The sequence below is a fragment of the Frankia nepalensis genome (assembly GCF_016786325.1).
In the GTDB taxonomy this organism is placed as follows: domain Bacteria; phylum Actinomycetota; class Actinomycetes; order Frankiales; family Frankiaceae; genus Pseudofrankia; species Pseudofrankia nepalensis.
This window is the reverse complement of sequence record NZ_JADWYU010000093.1, coordinates 53766-72998: the sequence shown is the minus strand read 5'-3', so window position 1 is coordinate 72998 and position 19233 is coordinate 53766. Positions and strand designations below refer to the sequence as shown.

Below are 19233 nucleotides of genomic sequence, written 5' to 3'. Positions count from 1 at the left end.
ACGGTGTCCCTAGTTCGCTCCGTCGCTTCGCGCCGGGTCCTCATGAGTAGCTCCGGCGCTTCTCGGGCGGGGGCACCTGGGCGCCCTTGTAGTCGACCGGAATGCCGCCGAGCGGGTAGTCCTTGCGCTGGGGGTAGCCCTCCCAGTCGTCCGGCATCATGATCCGGGTCAGCGCGTGGTGGCCCTCGTAGATGATCCCGAAGAAGTCGTAGGTCTCCCGCTCGTGCCAGTCGGCGGTCGGCCAGACCGGGGTGAGGCTCGGCATCACCGGGTCCTCGGCCGACACGGACACCTCGACGCGGATCCGGCGCCGGTACGTGAGCGACGCCAGGTGGACGACGGAGTGCAGCCGGCGTCCGCTCGGGTCGTCCAGGTAGTCCGCCCCGGACAGCGAGGACAGCAGCTCGAAGCGCAGCGCCGGGTCGTCGCGCAGGGTGCGCGCGACGGCGAGCAGGTGCTCGCGCCGCACGTGCAGGGTCAGCTCGCCCCGGTCGAAGACGACCCGCTCGATCGCCTCCTCGAGCCCGGGGAACGCCCGCTCGAGCGCGTCGTAGACGGTGTCGGCCTGCTCGTCGCCGAACGGCCGCTCGCTGGACGTGAGCACGGGCGGCGGGGCGACCAGGCCGCCGAAGCCGGAGGTGTCACCGCTGCCCGACGCGCCGAAGGCGTCCCGTCGGCGGCCAGCGGCCCCGTTCGGTACCAGCTCGCTCATGGTTCCTGGACCTCGTTGGTTTCTGACTTTTCGACCTTCTCGACGACCGGCAGCAGCTTGCGGCCGAACACCGACGGCGGGGTGACGGCGGCCGGGCGGCGGGCGTCGAGCGACGCCGGCTCGACCGCGCCGCGGCCGACCGGCAGCGGGGCGTCGGCGGGCATCTTGAAGCGCTTGCGGTCGTTGACCGACAGCGTCCGGGTGTCGAGGCTGCCCTCGGGCAGCGCCGACTGGGCGGTGGCGACCTCGATCGGCTTCGGGTACGGGGAGTTGCCGATCTCGGTGCGGTCGAGCTTGCCGGACACCGGGCCCGTCTGGATCTTCCGGTGCAGCTTCATGATCGCGTCCATCAGCATCTCCGGCCGCGGCGGGCAGCCGGGGAGGTACATGTCGACCGGGACGATGTGGTCGACTCCCTGCACGATGGCGTAGTTGTTGAACATGCCGCCGCTGGAGGCGCAGACCCCCATGGCCAGCACCCACTTGGGCTCGGCCATCTGGTCGTAGATCTGCCGCAGCACCGGGGCCATCTTCTGGCTCACCCGGCCGGCGACGATCATCAGGTCGGCCTGGCGGGGGCTGGCCCGGAAGACCTCCATGCCGAACCGGGCAAGGTCGTACCGCGCGGCGCCGGTGCCCATCATCTCGATGGCGCAGCAGGCAAGGCCGAAGGTCACCGGCCACAGCGACGACTTGCGGCCCAGGCCCGCGAGCTTCTCGACACTGGCGAGAAGCACGCCGCTGGGCAGCTTCTCCTCTAGTCCCATTCCAGGCCTCCCCGCCGCCAGACGTAGGCGTAGGCGACGAACACCGTAGCCACGAACAGCACCATCTCGACGAGCCCGAATACGCCCAGGCCGCCGAAGGCAACCGCCCACGGGTACAGGAAGATGATCTCGATGTCGAAGATGATGAAGAGCATCGCGATGAGATAGAACTTCACCGGAAAACGGCGTGGCCCAGCCGGCACCGGCTCCGGCTCGATGCCGCACTCATAGGCGTCGAGCTTGGCCCGGTTGAACCGCTTCGGCCCGACCAGCATGCTGATCACGATCGATCCGGCCGCGAACGCCGTGGCGATCGCGACCAGGACGAGGATCGGCACGTAGTTGGAGAGCATGCCGATCTCCTCTCTCCAGAGAATGTGTGGCCGGCCCTGCGCCGGACTGCCTGCCCCGCCGCGGCTGGACGCTGCGCTTTCGCGCCGCCGCGAGCCTGTCCTGACCTCTGGCCGCCCGGCGCGCCGGTGATTTCCCGGCACGGCTGGGTGGGCCGTTTTCCTTGGTACCGCTTGCTGCACTCACGCACGCTTCCGGGCGTCAGCACCGCCGTGCCGCGGCTCGCCAAGCCGCCCCATCGAGCCAGCGCGCAGCGCAGCTTACGCCCCTGCGCATGCTGCCCTTCCACGGGTTTCCCCCGGTCGGCGCCAAACGTTTCCGTCGGCGCCCTGGCCCGGGCACGTCCTCGTCACCGGCGCGTACTGGCCGGGCACGAATGGTCCCGGCGGTGGTGCTTACGCGCTCGGCGCGAGCCGGCACAGCGCATTGATCATCCGGTCGTGCGCATCACCTCCCCGTGGGTCGGTAAGGTTTGCCATGATCTTCAACATGAACCGCATCAGCACCGGGTGCGGCAGGCCGTACTTCGTGGCCAGCCGCATCACGGTCGGATTGCCGATGAGGTTCACGAAGACGCGGCCGAGGGTGTAGTAGCCGCCGTAGCGGGCCCGCACCGCCTCGGGGTACTGGCGCAGCGCCCGCTCCCTGGCCGGGTCCGCCCGGCGGGCCAGCGCCTGGACGACGACGTCGGCCGCGATCTCGCCCGACTCCATCGCGTAGGCGATGCCCTCGCCGTTGAACGGGTTGACCATCCCGCCGGCGTCACCGACGAGCAGCACGCCGTCGGAGTAGTGCGGGGTCCGGTTGAAGCCCATCGGCAGCGCGCTGCCGCGCACCGGGCCGGTGGCGTTGTCCTCGGTGTAGCCCCACTCGGGCGGCAGCGCGGCGAGCCAACGGCGCAGCAGGTCCCGGTAGTCGGTGTTGCCGAAGGCCGGGGTGGTGTTGAGGATACCGAGACCGACGTTGCTGGTGCCGTCGCCCATCCCGAAGATCCAGCCGTAGCCGGGCAGCAGCCGGCTCGCGCCGGGCTTGCCCTCCCAGAGCTCCAGGTGGGACTCGAGGTAGTCGTCGTGGGTACGTGGGCTGCGGTAGTACCGGCGGACCGCGACCCCGAGCGGCCGGTCGTCGCGGCGGCGGATGCCCATCGACAGCGCGAGCCGCGCGCTGTTGCCGTCGGCGGCGACCACGACCGGCGCCCGGTAGGTCACCGGCTCCCGATCGCCGCCCGCCCGGGCGGTCACACCGACCACCCGGCCGGTGCGCTCGTCGCGCAGCGGGCCGGCGACCGTGGTGCCCTCACGCAGCCGGGCGCCCGCCTTCTCTGCGGTGCGGGCCAGCAGCTCGTCGAAGTCGGAACGCGGGCGGACCAGGCCGTAGTCGGGGAAGCTCGCCAGCTCCGGCCAGGGCAGCTCCAGCCGCAGCCCGCCGCCGATGATCCGCAGGCCCTTGTTGCGCGCCCAGCCGCTCGCGATGCCGGGCTGGGGGTCCGCGGCGGCGTGCGGCTTCGCCATCGTCACGCCGTCTCCGGCCAGGCCGGGCTGGGGGTCTCCGGCGGCGCGCGGCTGCGCCATCGTCACGCCGCCCGCGGCCGAGTCGGTGGCGATGCCCATCTTGACCAGGCTCGCCACGGCACGCGGGGTAAGCCCGTCGCCGCACACCTTGTCCCGCGGGAAATGGGACTTCTCCAGCAGCAACACGTCCAGGCCCGAGCTGGCCAGGTGGTAGGCGGCAGCGGAGCCCGCCGGACCGGCGCCGACGACGATCACGTCGGCATCGGCCTCGGCGCTCGCCGCGCCATCTGGCCGCGCTTCCCGCGCCGTCTCCTTCGTCACCAAATGCTCCGGTTCGTCCACCGCACGACCAGCGTCCACCACGCCCCCACCCAGGGGGCGCGCGGTTCGCCGGCCGTTGCCCGACAGTTCCGCGAGGCGCTCGTGAATTTCTTCACGAGCTTCCCGCTACGGCCGAGTGTAGGGGCTCACACGGCCAATGGCACCAACCAGGATGCTTCTGAGCGCTGACGAGCCCGGCCAGCCTCCCAACCCGCCACCAAGGGTGATAGAGCTGCCACCAGCAGCGGGCAATGATCGCGACGCTTCACCACAAGACCCCCACGACGGCACCAATCCAGCCACATGGCCGAGCGATCCCGGAACCGCCAATGGGCTGTTTGTCGGACATCGCCCGAGCGGAAACGCGCAGGTGGAGCGCTCAGCGCGATGGCCGGCCGCCCGCAGGGCGTGGTGACGGCTCCCGGCCGACCGCACAGCGACCGGGCCGGCACGGAGGCGACCCACACCGGTGGTGCCAGCGACCCGTGAAGGCGGTTCGACGACCCCACGATCCCGGCCACTGTGGAACCGAACACAACCTGTCCAGCACGACCGATCCCGGGATCGAGGGGACCATCTGGCCCGCCTCCGGCCCGGCCAGCACCAAGGGCCCAAGACCCGTCAGACCGACCGCCAGGGGTGCCGACGCACCCACCGGGCACCTCCGGTCACGACCTGTGGGGCACCCGGTCATGATCCCCGAGGTAGTGGTGCCGAGCACGGCGCTTTTCGGCACCACTGCCCCTGGCTCGATCCCAGGAACGGAACGCCGTCAACGGTCGCCGTGGTGCAGGGCGACGATGCCGCCGGTGAGGTTCCGCCAGCCGACGCCGGTCCAGCCGGCCTCGCGCAGGAGGTCGGCGAGCTCGGCCTGGCCGGGCCAGGCCCTGATCGACTCGGCGAGGTAGACGTAGGAGTCGGCGCTGCTGCTGACCGCGCGGGCCACCGCCGGCAGCGCGCGCATCAGGTACTCCAGGTAGACCCGGCGCATCGGCCCCCAGGTCGGCCGGCTGAACTCGCACACGACCAGCCGCCCGCCCGGGCGGGTCACCCGGCGCAGCTCCGCGAGGCAGCGCGGCACGTCCGCGACGTTGCGCAGCCCGAACGAGATCGTCACCCGGTCGAAGGCCTCGTCGGGGAACGGCAGCCGCAGCCCGTCGCCGGCGACGAGATGGACGGAACCGGCGGGCGGGGCCGCCGGCGGCCGGGTCTCGGCCGTCGCCTCGCGCGGCCGGCTGCCCGCCAGCGGTTTGCGGGCGAGCCGCGCCTGCCCGGCGCGCAGCATGCCGACGGAGAAGTCGCAGGCGACCACGTCGGTGCCCCGGGTGGCGAACGCGCGCGACGAGGTGGCGGTGCCGGCGGCGAGGTCGAGCACCCGCAGCCCCGGCTCCAGCCGCAGCGCCTCGGCCGTCGCCCTGCGCCAGCCCCGGTCGCGGCCGGCCGACAGGACAGCGTTGGTCACGTCGTACCGGCGGGCGACCTGGTCGAACATCGCCGCGACCTCGTCCGGCCGCTTGTCCAGCCCGGCGCGCACGCCGCCCCGGCTGGAGGCCTCCGTCGCGGGGCTCACCCCGCCTGGACCAGCGGGAGCGCGGTCGACGAGTAGTGCGAGGCCACCCGGTCGTCGGACGGGTCGTCGGCGGGGTCGCGGTGGACCACCAGATGGTTGTAGAGGGTGTCGCGCTGCGCGGGGATCCGGTCGGCGGCCCGAATCAGGTGGATCAGTTCGGAACGGTTGGTGCGGTGCCGGGCGCCGGCGGAGGAGACGACGTTCTCCTCCAGCATCACGGAGCCCAGGTCGTCCGCGCCGAGGTGCAGGGTGAGCTGCCCGACCTCCTTGCCGGTGGTCAGCCAGGAGCCCTGGAGGTGCGCGACGTTGTCGAAGAACAACCGGGCGACGGCCACGAGCCGCAGGTATTCAAAGATCGTCGCCTGTGTGCGCCCGCGAAGATGGTTGTTCTCCGGCTGGTACGTCCAGGGGATGAACGACCGAAAACCGCCGGTACGGTCCTGAACGTCACGGATCATCCGCATGTGCTCGATGCGCTCAGTGTTGGTCTCGCCGGTGCCCATCATGAACGTCGCGGTCGACTCGACGCCGAGGCCGTGCGCGATCTCCATCACGGACAGCCAGACGTGACCCGGCTCCTTGAGCGGGGCGATCGCGGCCCTCGGCCGCTCGGTGAGGATCTCGGCGCCGGCACCGGCGAAGCTGTCCAGGCCCGCGTCACGCAGCCGGATGATGACCTGCTCGTGGGTCAGCCCCGAGACGCGAGCGATGTGCACGACCTCGCTCGCGCCCAGCGAGTGCAGCGCCAGCCGCGGGTGGGCCCGCTTGATGGCCGAGAAGGCGGCCTCGTACCACTCGATGCCGAAGTCCGGGTGGTGGCCGCCCTGCAGCATGATCTGGGTGGCGCCCAGCTCGACCGCCTCGCCGCATTTGGCGACGATGTCGTCGACGTCGCGGACCCAGCCCTCCTGGTGCTTCGGCGCCCGGTAGAACGCGCAGAACCTGCAGGCCGTCACGCAGACGTTGGTGTAGTTGATGTTGCGGTCGATGATGTAGGTCGCGATGCCGTCCGGGAAGCGCCGCCGACGCACGGCGTCCGCCGCCAGCCCGAGCGCGTGCAGCGGCGCCTGGGTGTAGAGCAGCAGCGCCTCGTCAGGCGTGATCCGGCCGCCGTCGGCGGCCCTGGCCAGCAAGGATCGGATCTCGCTCACCGGCCCGATCCTAGTCTCCCGGTCATTGCGCGGGTTTTTCCTGGAGCGCCCAGCCCTGTGGCCTTGACCGCGATGTCGCCGATCGCGGCGCCGTCGGCCCCTGCGTGGAGCCCGCCCGGTCGGGATCCGTGCCTGCTGGCCGCTGCCCCGGCGCGCGGCGCGCCGAGGCAGCGATGGTGCGTGTGGTGGCCGACCAACTGGCGGTCAGTAGCCGGTACCGGGGCCGGTGCCGGGGCCACTACGGCTGGACGAGGACGAGGCCCGGTGGCGCAGCTTGTCCGCGAACTGCTGGATCTTCGCCTTGTTCTCCGGCTTGTTCGTCTGCGCCTTGACCTTGTTGATCATCTCCTGGGTCTTCGGGTTGTGCAGCATCTCCGAGACCCGCTGCGCGAAGTTCGCCATGACGGGGTTGTACCTGCCAGGCGCCTTCATCATGCACCCAGAACACGATCCGTCCAGGATCCGGTCACCCGCCGTGGGTGAGGACTCAGGGAGCTTGACCCGGTCCCGGCCCGCCTGTGGCCGGCCTGTCGTTGATCCGGTCGCCGATCTCATCCGTGAGCTGCCCGGGGACGTCGTTGACGGCGTCGCCCGCCTGGCCACGCCACTCGTCGATCTGCTGTTCCACCCGGTCGACGAGCCGGTTCCAGAGCGCCTCGCGCTTCTCGTTGACCGCGCTCGCGATCTGGTCGGCGGCCGACAGCAGCAGCAGAACCATCAGGACGAACAGGATCGTCTTCTTGAACGGGATCCGGAACCGGCGCCGGCGCCGGGCCCGGGGCGCGCGCTCGGGGCGCGGCGCCGGGGCCGGCGGTGGCGGTGGCGGTGGCGGCGCCGGGCGAGCCGCTGCCGGCGGAGCCGGCTGGTACGGCGGCCGGTAGGACGCCTGGTCCCGGCCCGCGGCCCGTCGCGGCGCGGGCGCGGGCGCTGGCTCCTCGAAGCGGATGTAGCCGCCGCCGCGCTGCCGGCGGCCCGCGTCCTGCCCGGCCCGGCCCGCGGCGCCGCCCTGGTAGCCGGCGCTCCTGCCGTAGCCGGCGTCGTAGCCGGCGTCGGCGCCCTGGGCGGGCCGGTCACCTCGGTAGTCGTTCCCGTAGCCGCCGGCCTGGCGCGAGCCCTGCCCACCCCGGTAGGCCGCCTCGCCGCCGCCGTGGCCAGCCCCGCCGCCGTGGTGCCCGGGGGCGGCCGTCGGCCCGCCGAGGCGGGTCGGGTCCAGGGCGCCCCCGCCCTGGCGGACACCCGGCCAGGTGCCGTCGATCACCCGGGTGGCGGCCGCCCGCACGTTGCCCCGCCCGGTCTCGCCGAGCAGGGTGAGCAGGATCTGCTCCGCGGACGGGCGCAGCCGCGGGTCGCGGCCCAGCGTGGCGGCGACGACCGGGCGCAGGTCGGCGGGGATGCCGGACAGGTCGGGGCTGCCCGTCAGGACCCGCTCGGAGATCTCGTAGAAGCTGCCCTCGCCATACGGGTGGACGCCGGTGGCCGCGTAGCCGATCAGCAGGCCCCACGCGAAGATGTCGGTGGCGGGCCCGACCGGGCTGCCCTCCATCTGCTCGGGCGCCATCCAGCCGAGCGACCCGAGCACGATGCCCGAGCGGGTGCGGCCGGCGACCGCGTCGAGCGCGCGGGCGATCCCGAAGTCGATCACTCGGGGCCCGGAGTACGACAGCATGACGTTGCTCGGCTTGAGGTCGCGGTGCACGATCCCGGCGCCGTGGATCGCGGTCAGCGCCGACGCGACGCCGACGGCGACCCCCTGCAGGGTCGACTTGCCGAGCGGCCCCGACTCCTCGACGGCCGTGTCCAGCCGCTTGCCCTCGATGAACTCGGTGACCAGGTAGGGGTTGTGGGCGTGCGGGTCGGCGTCGAGCACCTCGGCGGTGCAGAACGGCGCCACCCGCCGGGCCGCCGTCACCTCGTCGCCGAACCGCGCCCGGAACTCCTCGTCGTTCGCCAGCTCGCCGCGGATCACCTTGACCGCGACCCGGCGGCCGCTCGGGTCCTTGGCGAGGTAGACGGCACCCATCCCGCCGGCGCCGAGGCGGCTGAGCACCTCGTAGCGGCCGATCATGCGTGGGTCGGAGGAGCGCAGCGGCTCGCCGGGGACCGGCGGGCCAGCCGCCGAGCGCTCCGTCCAGACCGATCGTTCCGACACTGCCACCCCGCTCGTCGACCTCACCCTAATTGTCCCAGCGACCGGCATGTTGATCCAGGCCGCATCGTGATCCAGGCCGTTCCACCCACGACGCCTCGTGAGGCCGGCAAGACCGTATCCAGGAGGCCGCGGGTGGTCCTCGGCATGGGCCGGCTACCGGCGACGGTAACCCGCCGCGCGAGCGGGTCGGCTTCCTTGTCGAAGTTCTGACGGAAACCACAGTCGACCGGACGGCGCAGACCGGACGGCCGCCCGGCCGTCGCCGGCCGCCGCCGGCCGGCGGCGGCCACAGTCGGCCATGGCCGACCAATTCGACCACCAGTGTGTCATCGCCCCGTCGGGGAGGCCGCCGGCTCGGCGAAGACGGCGCCGGGCCGCGCCGCGCACCGGTAGGCGATGAAACACACGACGCTCCGACAACTCGGATCAGGGCACGTGACCCCGGCTTCCGGCAGTATGGAGTTCCAGGAGTACTCCAGTGGCATCGGACGGGAAGCCTGGGTCTTGACAGCCGTAGTCGACGCTGTCGGAGGAAGCTACCTGGTGCACGCCCCCACGGGGCACCGTCGGGCCATCGGCAGTACAGGCCCAGACGGGCCGACAGTGATCCAGGGTCAGGCCGGAGGGCCTCCGGGTGCCAGCGGATGGAGAAGAACACCATGGGTGACACGTCCATCGACCACTCGGTCGACATGCTCATCGTCGGCGCGGGCCCGGCCGGCCTGTTCGGCGCCTACTACGCGGGGTTTCGCGGCATGTCGGTCGCGCTCATGGACTCGCTGCCCGAGCCCGGCGGCCAGGTGACCGCCATGTACCCCGAGAAGGTCATCTACGACATCGCCGGCTTCCCGGCGGTGCGCGGCCGAGACCTGGTCAACGCGCTGGTCGAGCAGGTGGCACCGTTCAACCCGGCCTACCTGCTCGGCCACCAGGCCGCCGAGATCACCCACGAGCCGGACGCGATCCTGGTGACGAGCGCGCAGGGCCTGCGGGTACGCGCCAAGGTGATCGTGATCACCGGCGGCCTCGGCACGTTCACCCCCCGGCCGCTGCCGACCGGCACCGAGCACCTGGGCCGCGGCCTGGTGTACTTCGTGCCGCGGCTGGACGACTACCGCGACCTGGACATCGTGGTCGTCGGCGGCGGTGACAGCGCGTTCGACTGGGCGCTGGCGCTGGAGCCGCTCGCGAAGTCCGTCACCGTGGTGCACCGCCGGGACAAGTTCCGCGCCCACCAGCACACCGTCGACCGGGTGCTCGCCTCCTCCTGCGAGGTCCTCACCTTCACCGAGGTCGCCGCGATCAGCGGCGACGAGCGGATCGAGAAGGTCGAGCTGGTGCACAGCAAGTCCGGCGAGCGGCAGGTCCGGCCGGCGCAGGCGGTCGTCGCCGCGCTCGGCTTCACCGCCGACCTCGGCCCGCTGACCCGGTGGGGCCTGAACATCGACAAGCGGCACATCGTGGTCGACACGACGATGTTCACCGGCGTCGAGCGGATCTTCGCCGCGGGCGACATCACCGAGTACCCGGGCAAGGTTCGCCTGATCGCCACCGGCTTCGGCGAGGTCGCCACCGCGGTCAACAACGCCGCCCCGGTCGTCGACCCCTCCGCCAAGGTCTTCCCCGGCCACAGCTCCGACGACGGCACCCCGGCCGCCTGACCCGGCCGGCGAGGCGCCGCCAACGCCGCGCGCCGGGCGGCAGCCAGCCAGGCACACACTGGAGGCATGCGAGGTCTGCTGATCATCGGCCACGGGTCCCAGCGGGACGCGGCCAACGCGACCGTCCGGACGCTGGCCGCGGAGCTGGCGGCGGAGCCCACGGTGAACACCGGTACACCACCGGCGTGGGGCGCGGTGGAGCCGGCCTTCCTGGACGTGCTGCGGCCGAACATCGAGGACGGGTACGCGGCGCTCGCGGCGGCCGGCTGCACGGAGATCGTCGCGCATCCCTTCTTCCTGTTCGAGGGGAAGCACACGGCACGGGACATCCCCCGGGCGCTCGCCGCCGCGCAGGCAGCGCACCCGCACACCACCTGGTCGGTGACCGAGCCGCTCGGGCTGCATCCCGGCGTGGTCGCCACCGTCCGCGCTCGCATCGCCGACCGGCTGCCCGGCCCGCCGGGCAACCAGCCCAGCGCCGGCTGACGCCGCGCCCACGCGGGCAGCCCGGCGGATCTCGTGGGGACGACGCGCCGCGGAACGTGAAGATCCTCCAGCCGTCCGCGGCCCGCGGTCGTCAGCCGGACGGGTCGACGAGACGGCCCGGGGCCACCAGCTGACACAGTGCCGCGACGAGACCGGCGATACCCGGCTCCGCGGCGACCGCGTCGACCCGGATACCGGCCTCGCGGCAGGCGGCGACGGTGCGCCGGCCGATCGCGGCGACCAGCAGGCCGGCCGGGAGCGGGCTGTAGACGTGAGCGGTCATCCGGGCGGCGGTCGACGAGGCGAACGCGGCGGCGTGCAGGGCGCCGCGGCGCAGGTCGTCAGCGACAGCCGCGTCGGGGTCGGCGGGGATGTCGGTCTGCAGGGTGATCCGGCGGACGGTGCGCACCCCCATCGGGGGCGCGGCGGCGGCGCAGACGGCCACCCGCAGGCCGGTCACCGGGATCTCGGTGACGACGACGTGGGCGACCCGTACCTCGGCCGACGAGCGGACCGTGGCCAGGCCCAGCGCGTCGAGGGCGGCCGCGGCCGACTCGGACGCGGACACCAGGGTGAGGCCGGCCAGCGCGCGCACGTCGCGCCCCGACCCGCGCAGCAGCGTGACGACGGCCGCGACCTCATCCGCGTCGGCGAGCACCAGCGCGTCCGCGCCGGGCAGCGCCTCCAGGAGCTGGCCGGCGTCCGGAACCGGGGCGAGCGTCGACACGATCGTCTCGACGACCTCGGCGCCCTGGCGGCGCAGGTCACGCGCGAGCAGGCTCGGCCGGGCCCGGGTGCGCGGCACCAACACCCGCACCCCGGCCAGCGGCCCGCCGGCCACCGCGGGCCGAGGCGGGAGCGCCATCCGGTCCATCCGGGCATCCTCCTGGTCGGGCTGGCGAGGCGTGGGCGGGCCGGGGGCGGGCGGGGCACCCTCCCTCACGCCGTCGTCGCGGCGCCCGTCGTTCCCGCGCTCGCCGTCCTGCCCGGGGGCCTGGCCAGCGACCCACCTGGCGCCCCGGTCGGCGGCCGGCGGCCGGATCTGCCCCGGCGGCCCGGCTGGCGCCGGCCCCGGCGGTGACAGCCGGGGGCGCGCCGCGGCGCCTCGGCTGGGCGAGGCGGCGCCGCGGGCGTCGATGCGCGCCGCGACGTCGCCGACCACGATCACGGCCGGCGAGCGCACGCCGGTCTCGACGGCGTCCGCGCCCAACGACTCCAGCGTGGTGCGCAGCACCCGCTGGGCGGGGGTGGTCGCCCGCTCCACCACCGCGACCGGGGTGCCCGGCTCCCGGCCGGCGGCGAGCAGCGCGTCCGCGATCGCGACCAGGTGGGCGACCCCCATCATGATCACGACCGTCAGCGTGGGCGAGGCGAGCGCCGCCCAGTCGACGGTCGAGTCCGGGTGGTCCGGCGGCAGGTGGCCGGCGACGATCACGACGTCCTGGGCGAGCCCTCGGTGGGTGACCGGGATGCCCGCGTACGCCGGGCCGGCGAGCGCGGCCGACACCCCGGGCACCACCGTCACGGCCACGCCGGCGGCGGCGCACGCCTCGGCCTCCTCGCCGCCGCGGCCCAGCAGGTAGGGGTCACCGACCTTGAGCCGCACCACCCGGGCACCGGACAGCGCCCGGTCGACCAGCAGGGCGTTGGTCTCGTCCTGGCCCCGGATCTCACCATCCGGGCCGACCCGGACGATCTCGGCGCCGGCGCGGGCGTGGCCGTGCAGCGCCGCGTCCGGAGCAAGGTCGCTGACGATCACGTCGGCGCTGGCGACCAGCTCGGCACCGCGCACGGTGATCAGCCCGGGGTCGCCGGGACCGGCGCCCACCAGCCAGACATGGCCGCGGCGCGACGCCGCTCCGGGGCCACCCCGCCGCCCGATCGCCACCTACGGAACGTTACTGGCATAACGCCCGACAGCCGGCAACAGCCGGCACGGCAACGGGCAGGCGGCCCGCCGAGCGGCCCGTTCGGACTACACCGTGTGCCGAAGGGCATTGCTTCTGACTGACCACCGGCGGGGGAGCTAGTGGATGCCGCACTCCGTCTTCGTGCTGCCGGCCCAGCGGCCGGCCCGGCCGGCACCGCGCTGGGTGCACGGCCAGCAGCCGACGGAGTTGTAGCCGTCGGACAGCAGCGGGTTGACCAGCACGTTGTGCTCGGCGACGTAGCGGTCGACGTCCTCGTCGGTCCACGTGGCCAGCGGGTGGATCTTCACCTTGCCGCGCCGCTCGTCCCAGGCGACGACCGGCAGCTCACGGCGGCTGTCCGACTCGGCCCGCCGCGAGCCGGCCGCCCACGCCTTGTACGGGGCGAGCGCCCGGTCCAGGGGCACGACCTTGCGCATCCGGCAGCACAGGTCCGGGTCGCGCGCGTACAGGTCCTTGCCGTGGACGGCGTCCTGGCCGGCGACGGTCAGCTGCGGCCGGACGCTGATCAGCGGCAGGTTGTAGGTGGCGGCCACCGCGTCTCGGGTGCCGATCGTCTCCGCGAAGTGGTAGCCGGTGTCGATGAAGACGACCGGCACGTCCGAACGGATGCTCGCGAGCATGTCGACGAGGACGGCCTCCGCCATCGAGGCGGCGACGACCAGCTTGGTGCCGAACTCCTCGACCGCCCAGCGCAGCACCTCCTCGGCGGGCGCCTCGGCCAGGTCCCGGCCGGCCCGCAGGGCGCGGGTCTTCAACGCGGCGTCCATCAGGGGGTCTCCTCCGGAGTGGTCGGGACTGGCCCGTGGTTCGTCGGGGTGGTGGCCGTGCTGGCGCTGGCGAGCGCGGTGAGGCTCAGCCGGAACGCGCGCCGGCAGGAACGGCAGGCCCAGTGCCCGTGGCCCTCGCCGGTCGCGCCGGCCGGAACCTCGGGCACGAGGTCCTCCTCGCCGCAGTAGGGGCAGTAGAAGGGGACCGCGCGGCCCGTCGTACTCACAGCCGTGCCATGACCGCGTCGTGGGTCAGCGCTGCCTCGTCGGCCCGCTCCACCCAGTCGGCGAACGCCTCGCCGACGGCGCGGTCGGCCTGGTAGGCCTTCAGCAGGCCGACGACGTAGTCCACCAGCTCATCGGAGGTGATCTTGAGGCCGCGGGACTTGCGGCCCAGGCGCGACCGGCCGCCGAGGTGGCCGCCCAGGTGTAGCTGGAAGCCCTCGACCATCTCGCCGGCTGGCCCGGGCACGAGCGAGCCCTTCAGGCCGATGTCGGCGACCTGGAACCGGGCGCAGGCGTTCGGGCAGCCGTTGACGTTGATGCCGATCGGCTCGTCGAAGTCCGGGAGCCGCCGCTCCAGCTCCTCGATCAGCTTCGCGGCGTTGGCCTTGGTCTCGACGATCGCGAGCTTGCAGAACTCGATGCCGGTGCAGGCCATCGTGCCCCGGCGGAAGACGCTCGGGCGCACGACCAGGTCGAGCTCGGCGAGCGCGGCCTCCAGCGCCGGCACGTCGGCCTCGGTGACGTCGAGGATGACGAGCTTCTGCGACGTGGTCGCGCGGATCCGGCCCTGGCCGTACTGGTCGGCGAGGTTCGCGACGGCGGTCAGCGTCGTCCCGGTGAGCCGGCCGGCGCGCGGCGCGAAGCCGACCGCGAAGTTGCCGTCGGCCTGGCGGTGCGCGCCGACGTGGTCGCGGCCCTCGGAGCGCGGCGGCGCCGGCGGCGGGCCGTCCGGCAGCGGCGCCTCCAGGTACTCCTTCTCCAGGGTCGCCCGCACCCACTCGACGCCCATGTCGGCGACCAGGAACTTCAGGCGGGCGCGCGTGCGCATCCGGCGGTAGCCGTAGTCACGGAACAGCTGCGCGACGCCGTGCCAGACCTCGGCGACGCGCTCCGGCGTCACGAACGTGCCGAGGCGCACGCCGAGCTTCGGGTTCGTCGACAGGCCGCCGCCGACCCACAGGTCGTAGCCGGCGCCGAGCTCCGGGTGGACGACGCCGACGAAGGCGATGTCGTTGATCTCGTGCAGCGTGCAGTGGTCGGCGCAGCCGGACATCGCCGACTTGAACTTGCGCGGCAGGTTCGCCAGCGACGGGTCGCCGACGAAGCGGCGCACGGTCTCGTCGATCACCGGGGTGGCGTCGATGATCTCGTCGCCGTCGACGCCGGCGAGCGGGCAGCCGAGCATGACCCGCGGGGTGTCGCCGCAGGACTCCTGGGTGGTCATGCCGTTGGCCTCGAGCGCGCCCCAGATCGCCGGGACGTCCTCGATCCGGATCCAGTGCAGCTGGATGTTCTGCCGGTCGGTGACGTCGGCGACGTCCCGGCCGTAGCGGGTCGAGATGTCGCCGATGACCCGCAGCTGGTCGGAGGTCATCCGGCCGCCGTCGAGCCGGATCCGCTGCATGAAGTAGGAGTCCTCGATCTCCTCGGGCTCCAGGATCGCGGTGCGCCCGCCGTCGATGCCGGGCTTGCGCTGGGTGTAGAGGCCCCACCAGCGGAACCGGCCGCGCAGGTCCTGCGGGTCGATGCTGTCGAAACCGGTGTAGGGGTAGCGGTTGAGGATCCGGTCCCGGACCTCGAGGCCGCCCTGGTCCTTCTTCATCCGCTCGTTGGCGTTGAGCGGCTCGGAGTAGCCGAGCGCCCACTGTCCCTGGCCCTTCGGGCGAGCGGGGCGCGCGGAACGGGGCCGTGCTGGAGAAGTCATGTGCTCTCTCGCGACGCTGGAAATGCGGAGCGCCGCCGAGGCGACGGCGCAGGGCTGAGATCAGCGAGCGCGGCGACAGCCGGCGCTGGCCACCCGGAGCAGGTCGACGTGCAGTCGCGCGACCAGAAGAAGCTCCGGGACGCCCTCGGCGCCGGCGGCAAAGAGATCCACCGGGCGGACGCCAACGCCACCCCGAGGGGCGGGCGTCTGGCGGGGCGCGGTCATGCGGCCCATCGTTTCACAGATGTGACCGTGACGCCGGAGTTGTGGCGCAATCGATTCTCGGCACTCGGAGCTGCGTCGTGCTCGGTGCCATCACGTTAAGTCGACTATACCAGTCGAGATAGGGAGAGTTTGCCATCCGGGTCAGCCGGCGGGAGCCTGGCGCTGGCACACCGCGCGCAGCCGGGCGACCAGCGGCCCGGAGCCGACGCCCTTCTCCAGCACGTCGTCGGCGCCGAGGGCCAGAGCCTCGTCGCGCACCGTGTGCGCGGAGAACCCGGTGAAGATGACGACCCGGGCGGACGGGGCCAGCCTGCGAACGCGCGGCAGCGCGGCGATCCCGTCGAGCACGGGCATCGCGACGTCCAGGAGGACGAGGTCGGGGCCGGTCTCGGCGACCAGGTCGACCGCCTCGGCGCCGTTGGCCGCCCGGCCGACGACGGTGAAGTCCGGCTCCAGATCCAGCAGCAGGCAGATCAGCTCGCGCACGCCGTCGGCGTCGTCCGCGACGACCACGCGCAGCGGAGCCGAGCCCGCGCCGTTCGACGACCCAGGCCCACCAGCGACACCCAGGTCGTCGATGCGGCGGTCCACTCGCACCGTTCTACCGGAGCACGCAGGGTATGCCCATCGTCATTCGGGGTGGTATTCACGGATGACCCGGGCGAGCCCAACGCTCCGAAGGAGTCAGGAATGACGACCGGTCGAGGAAGGGATCGGCCTAGATACGGGCAGTTATTTGGGTAACCGTGCGCGTATAGGACCTTTGACCTCTAGCGGAGAAGGCCGCTCGACGCAATATTCTGACCACGAACAGTTACATGCGCGCGGGTCGTCGCACGATCGGCCGGTCAGCACGATCGGCTTCTCGGGCGACAGGATGACACGCCGCCGGGATCAGTGGGGTGCAGATGCGGCATTCGGGCGGCCGGCAGAGCAGCCGTGGCCCGGAAGAGACGGCCACCGCGGAGGAGGTCTTCCACCAGGAGGTCCGACGCCGCCGGTGCGCCCGCGGGCTCTCCCGCGATGACGTGGCCCAGTTGACCGGGTACAGCCGTCAGTACGTGAGCCAGTTGGAGCAGCCCAGCAGAGGGGTCCCGCCGCGGCCGGTGGTCATCGCCGTCGACGCGGCGCTGCGCGCCGACGGGGTGCTGATCGCGCTGCGCGACGAGGCCGCGGCCGCGCGGGACGCGCGGCTGCGCCGCCCACGCGACCCGGAGCGCGAGTCCCGCCGCCGGGTGCACGACCTGCTGCACAACCGGCGCTGCGACACCGACCTCGACTACCTCGACCGGATGGTCGGGGAACTGATCGCGATGGCCGACAGCCTCAGCCCGCGCGACATCACGGACCGGGTGCTCGACCAGCAGGAGTTCGTCGACGGCCTGCTGCGCACCCCCATGCTGCCGCACCAGCAGTTCCGGCTCTACATGATCGCCGGGCACCTGGCTGGCCTGTTGGCGATCGCGCTGCTCGACCAGGGTGAGCTGGCCGGCGCGGGCACCTGCTGCCTGGAGGCGGCGGTGTTCACCGAGCTCACCGGCCACGAGGGCCTGCGAGCCTGGACGCTCGCGGTCAACCGGCTGGTCGACGAGGCCATGCGGCACGCGGAGCTCGTCGCCCGCCACCACGCCGGCGCGCCCGGCGACCCGCTTCCCGCCGACGCGCCGCCGTCCCACGGCCCGCCGGGCCTCGCCGAGCCCGGCCCGCTGGTCCTCGCCGACGGCTACCCGGCCGACGGCCACTCTGCGGGCACGACCGGCGCGACCGGCACCACCGGCGCCGAAGGGTCCTCCGACCCGATCGTGCGGCGCGCCGACGAGCTGGCCGCCGGCCGGCTGGCGACGACGCAGGAACGGCCGACGGTCGACACCGAGCCGGCGAGCCCGCCGTGGCATGGCCTCGCGGACCTGATGACGGCCCCCGGCGGGCGGGCGAGCACCCCCCGCCTCGTCGCGCTGGTCAAGGGCCGGTTCGCCCGGTACGCCACCACCAGCGGCCGCCCCCACCGGCCCCCGTCCGGCCTCTCCCGCGCCTTCCACCCCCCGGTCTGACCTGGGGCGTCGGGGTCAGACGTCCGCGAAGGCGACCTCGGTCAGGGGCGGGACCGCGCCACGGGCCGCGGCTCGCCTGGCGAACTCGGTGAGTCCCGCCAACTGACGGGGGCCGAGGCGGAAGTCGAGAGTGGTGAAGTAGCGAACCAGGGAGGCCTGGTCGAAGACCTCCCAGCGCGACGCGCGGGCGGCAACCGTCTCCACGTCGGAAAGCGCGAGGTCGAGGCTGGCGCGGAACGCGCCGTGGACCTCCTTGACCAGCCCGGGGTGTGCCCGCGCGAACGAGCGGCGGGCCGCCCACACCGCGAAGACCATCGGCAGGCCGGTCCACTCCCGCCAGGCGGCGCCGAGGTCGAGCACCGTCGGCGACGGCGACTGCCCGCCCTGCTCGTACTCGTAGTAGGCCCGCAGGGCCACGTCGCCGATCGTCACCGCGGCGTCGGCCTCGCGCAGCATCATCGGCACGTCCGGCGGCATCGTGACGTACTCGGGCCGCGTCCCGAGGCGTTCCTCGAGCAGCATCCGGGCCAGCAGCACACTGGTGCGCGAGGTGGAGCCGAGCGCCACCGAGCGGATCTCACGGAGCGGCACCTGGGTGCTCAGCACCACCGACAGGACCGGCCCGTCGGAGCCGACCGCGAGGTCGGGCAGCAGAACCAGGTCCTCGGCGTGCCGCAGGTACTCGACCAGGCTGATCGGGCCGATGTCGAGATCGCCGGCGACGAGAGCCTCGCTGAGGCGGTCCGGGGTGTCCTTGAACAGGTTGAGGTCCAACAGCGCTCCGGAGTGGATCAGACCCCAGTAGAGCGGCAGACAGTTCAGGAACTGGATATGCCCGACCCGCGGCCGGGTGGGCGCGTAACCCAGTTCGGCGCCGCCGAGGGCGCCCTCTCCCCGGCCGGCGGGGCCGACCGGCTCGGTATGTGGACCGTCGGCGCCGTCGGGCCCCGCCAGGGCCGTCACATCCGGCCCTTGCGGATCTCGAACGCCCGCTGCGCGGCCTGGCGCTGACGCAGCGCCAGCGGGAAGCTCATGAGCCCGCTGACGACGACCGCGAGGAAGAAGGCGAGTACGCCGTTCATTCCGAGGAGGAGGACCGCGGTCAGCACCGCGCCGAACAGCACGGCCCGCAACGCGAAGTAGCGCAGGTTGATGGCGAGCAGCCCCGGTGGCTCCTTCGTCGGGGCGACCAGACCGGTCTCGGGGTTCGGCGGCATCGACTTGGCCATGGGTCCTCCGTCTTCGCTTCTTCCCGTTATCGCTTCTTCCGCGGCCGGCGGCGCACCCAGCCCAGGCGGACCAGCACGCTCGGGTACAGCGCCAGACAGACGATGACCGTCAGCAGCCCCAGCAGGGTGGACGGCGCGAGCCCAAGACCGAGTGCGTGCGTCACCAGGTACATCGCGATCCCGGGCACCAGGATCACCAGGAACGCCAGCACGAAGATCGACCCGATGCCTGCTCGGCCGGTCGGCCCGCCCGCTGGCCGTGAGTCGACGGGCGGACGGTCGGCGTCGGGCCGCGGTTCGGTCACCTTGGTGCCCTCGCTCGCTGTCACTGGTTCGCTCCCGGGGTTCCTCCCGGATCAGCTTGCCGACTTGGGAGGTTCGGTTCAATCATCGCTCCCGCCGACCACGGCCGCGGCCGGCG

Annotated in this window: 20 protein-coding genes; 3 read left to right on the top strand and 17 right to left on the bottom strand. The window is 73.1% G+C overall.

The features are described 5' to 3' along the window. Positions 1-40: 40 nt before the first annotated feature. The 8 genes from I6A81_RS07245 to I6A81_RS07210 all read right to left on the bottom strand — a co-directional run bounded on the left by I6A81_RS07245 (position 41) and on the right by I6A81_RS07210 (position 8532). Positions 41-712, bottom strand: a complete 672-nt coding sequence (locus I6A81_RS07245; protein WP_203006887.1) for an NADH-quinone oxidoreductase subunit C — start codon at positions 710-712, stop codon at positions 41-43. After that, a complete protein-coding gene (locus tag I6A81_RS46110; protein ID WP_203006888.1) occupies positions 709-1479 on the bottom strand; it encodes a NuoB/complex I 20 kDa subunit family protein in 771 nt (256 codons plus the stop codon). Before I6A81_RS46110 ends, I6A81_RS07245 begins: the two co-directional genes overlap by 4 nt. Continuing rightward, positions 1470-1832, bottom strand: coding sequence for an NADH-quinone oxidoreductase subunit A (locus I6A81_RS07235; RefSeq protein ID WP_203006889.1), 363 nt, complete (start codon positions 1830-1832; stop codon positions 1470-1472). Before I6A81_RS07235 ends, I6A81_RS46110 begins: the two co-directional genes overlap by 10 nt. Positions 1833-2225: 393 nt before the next feature. Further along, the gene (locus I6A81_RS07230) at positions 2226-3662 is read right to left on the bottom strand and encodes a geranylgeranyl reductase family protein (protein ID WP_203006890.1); all 1437 of its coding nucleotides are present in this window, start codon (positions 3660-3662) and stop codon (positions 2226-2228) included. Positions 3663-4434: 772 nt separating this feature from the next. Further along, positions 4435-5154 (bottom strand): demethylmenaquinone methyltransferase, encoded by a 720-nt coding sequence (locus I6A81_RS07225; RefSeq protein WP_203006894.1) that lies wholly within the window; start codon positions 5152-5154, stop codon positions 4435-4437. Between the two features lie 74 nt (positions 5155-5228). Continuing rightward, positions 5229-6383, bottom strand: a complete 1155-nt coding sequence (mqnC, locus tag I6A81_RS07220; RefSeq protein WP_203006891.1) for a cyclic dehypoxanthinyl futalosine synthase — start codon at positions 6381-6383, stop codon at positions 5229-5231. A 204-nt stretch (positions 6384-6587) separates the two neighbouring features. Beyond that, positions 6588-6785, bottom strand: a complete 198-nt coding sequence (locus I6A81_RS07215; RefSeq protein WP_238430754.1) for a hypothetical protein — start codon at positions 6783-6785, stop codon at positions 6588-6590. Positions 6786-6870: 85 nt separating this feature from the next. Then, positions 6871-8532 (bottom strand): serine/threonine-protein kinase, encoded by a 1662-nt coding sequence (locus I6A81_RS07210; protein ID WP_407661268.1) that lies wholly within the window; start codon positions 8530-8532, stop codon positions 6871-6873. 659 nt (positions 8533-9191) lie between these two features. Here I6A81_RS07210 and I6A81_RS07205 point away from each other — a divergent pair. Next, positions 9192-10193, top strand: coding sequence for an NAD(P)/FAD-dependent oxidoreductase (locus tag I6A81_RS07205; protein ID WP_203003466.1), 1002 nt, complete (start codon positions 9192-9194; stop codon positions 10191-10193). 66 nt (positions 10194-10259) lie between these two features. Continuing rightward, positions 10260-10679, top strand: coding sequence for a sirohydrochlorin chelatase (locus tag I6A81_RS07200; RefSeq protein ID WP_203003467.1), 420 nt, complete (start codon positions 10260-10262; stop codon positions 10677-10679). A gap of 91 nt (positions 10680-10770) precedes the next feature. Here I6A81_RS07200 and cobA read toward each other — a convergent pair whose 3' ends face one another. The 6 genes from cobA to I6A81_RS07175 all read right to left on the bottom strand — a co-directional run bounded on the left by cobA (position 10771) and on the right by I6A81_RS07175 (position 16129). Continuing rightward, the gene (gene cobA / locus I6A81_RS07195; RefSeq protein WP_203003468.1) at positions 10771-12567 is read right to left on the bottom strand and encodes a uroporphyrinogen-III C-methyltransferase; all 1797 of its coding nucleotides are present in this window, start codon (positions 12565-12567) and stop codon (positions 10771-10773) included. Positions 12568-12705: 138 nt separating this feature from the next. Continuing rightward, entirely contained in the window at positions 12706-13377 is a 672-nt protein-coding gene (locus I6A81_RS07190; RefSeq protein WP_203003469.1) for a phosphoadenylyl-sulfate reductase, read from the bottom strand. Next, positions 13377-13604 (bottom strand): transposase, encoded by a 228-nt coding sequence (locus tag I6A81_RS07185; RefSeq protein ID WP_203003470.1) that lies wholly within the window; start codon positions 13602-13604, stop codon positions 13377-13379. Before I6A81_RS07185 ends, I6A81_RS07190 begins: the two co-directional genes overlap by 1 nt. Beyond that, entirely contained in the window at positions 13601-15307 is a 1707-nt protein-coding gene (locus I6A81_RS07180) for a nitrite/sulfite reductase (protein ID WP_203003471.1), read from the bottom strand. Before I6A81_RS07180 ends, I6A81_RS07185 begins: the two co-directional genes overlap by 4 nt. Before the next feature lie 60 nt (positions 15308-15367). Further along, on the bottom strand, positions 15368-15532 hold the full coding sequence (locus I6A81_RS46010) for a putative leader peptide (protein ID WP_311445648.1): 165 nt from the start codon (positions 15530-15532) through the stop codon (positions 15368-15370). A gap of 141 nt (positions 15533-15673) precedes the next feature. Beyond that, positions 15674-16129, bottom strand: a complete 456-nt coding sequence (locus I6A81_RS07175; RefSeq protein WP_307874517.1) for a response regulator transcription factor — start codon at positions 16127-16129, stop codon at positions 15674-15676. 311 nt (positions 16130-16440) lie between these two features. Between I6A81_RS07175 and I6A81_RS07170 the strand changes: the two genes are divergently transcribed. After that, positions 16441-17583, top strand: a complete 1143-nt coding sequence (locus tag I6A81_RS07170; protein WP_203003488.1) for a helix-turn-helix domain-containing protein — start codon at positions 16441-16443, stop codon at positions 17581-17583. 15 nt (positions 17584-17598) lie between these two features. Here the strand turns inward: I6A81_RS07170 and I6A81_RS07165 are convergent, their stop codons facing one another. From I6A81_RS07165 to I6A81_RS07155, 3 genes are all read right to left on the bottom strand, one after another. Beyond that, on the bottom strand, positions 17599-18450 hold the full coding sequence (locus I6A81_RS07165; RefSeq protein WP_203003489.1) for a menaquinone biosynthetic enzyme MqnA/MqnD family protein: 852 nt from the start codon (positions 18448-18450) through the stop codon (positions 17599-17601). 92 nt (positions 18451-18542) lie between these two features. Next, on the bottom strand, positions 18543-18812 hold the full coding sequence (locus I6A81_RS07160; protein ID WP_203003472.1) for a hypothetical protein: 270 nt from the start codon (positions 18810-18812) through the stop codon (positions 18543-18545). A 26-nt stretch (positions 18813-18838) separates the two neighbouring features. After that, complete coding sequence (locus I6A81_RS07155; protein ID WP_238429240.1) at positions 18839-19141, bottom strand: hypothetical protein; 303 nt, start codon at positions 19139-19141, stop codon at positions 18839-18841. Positions 19142-19233: the final 92 nt, after the last annotated feature.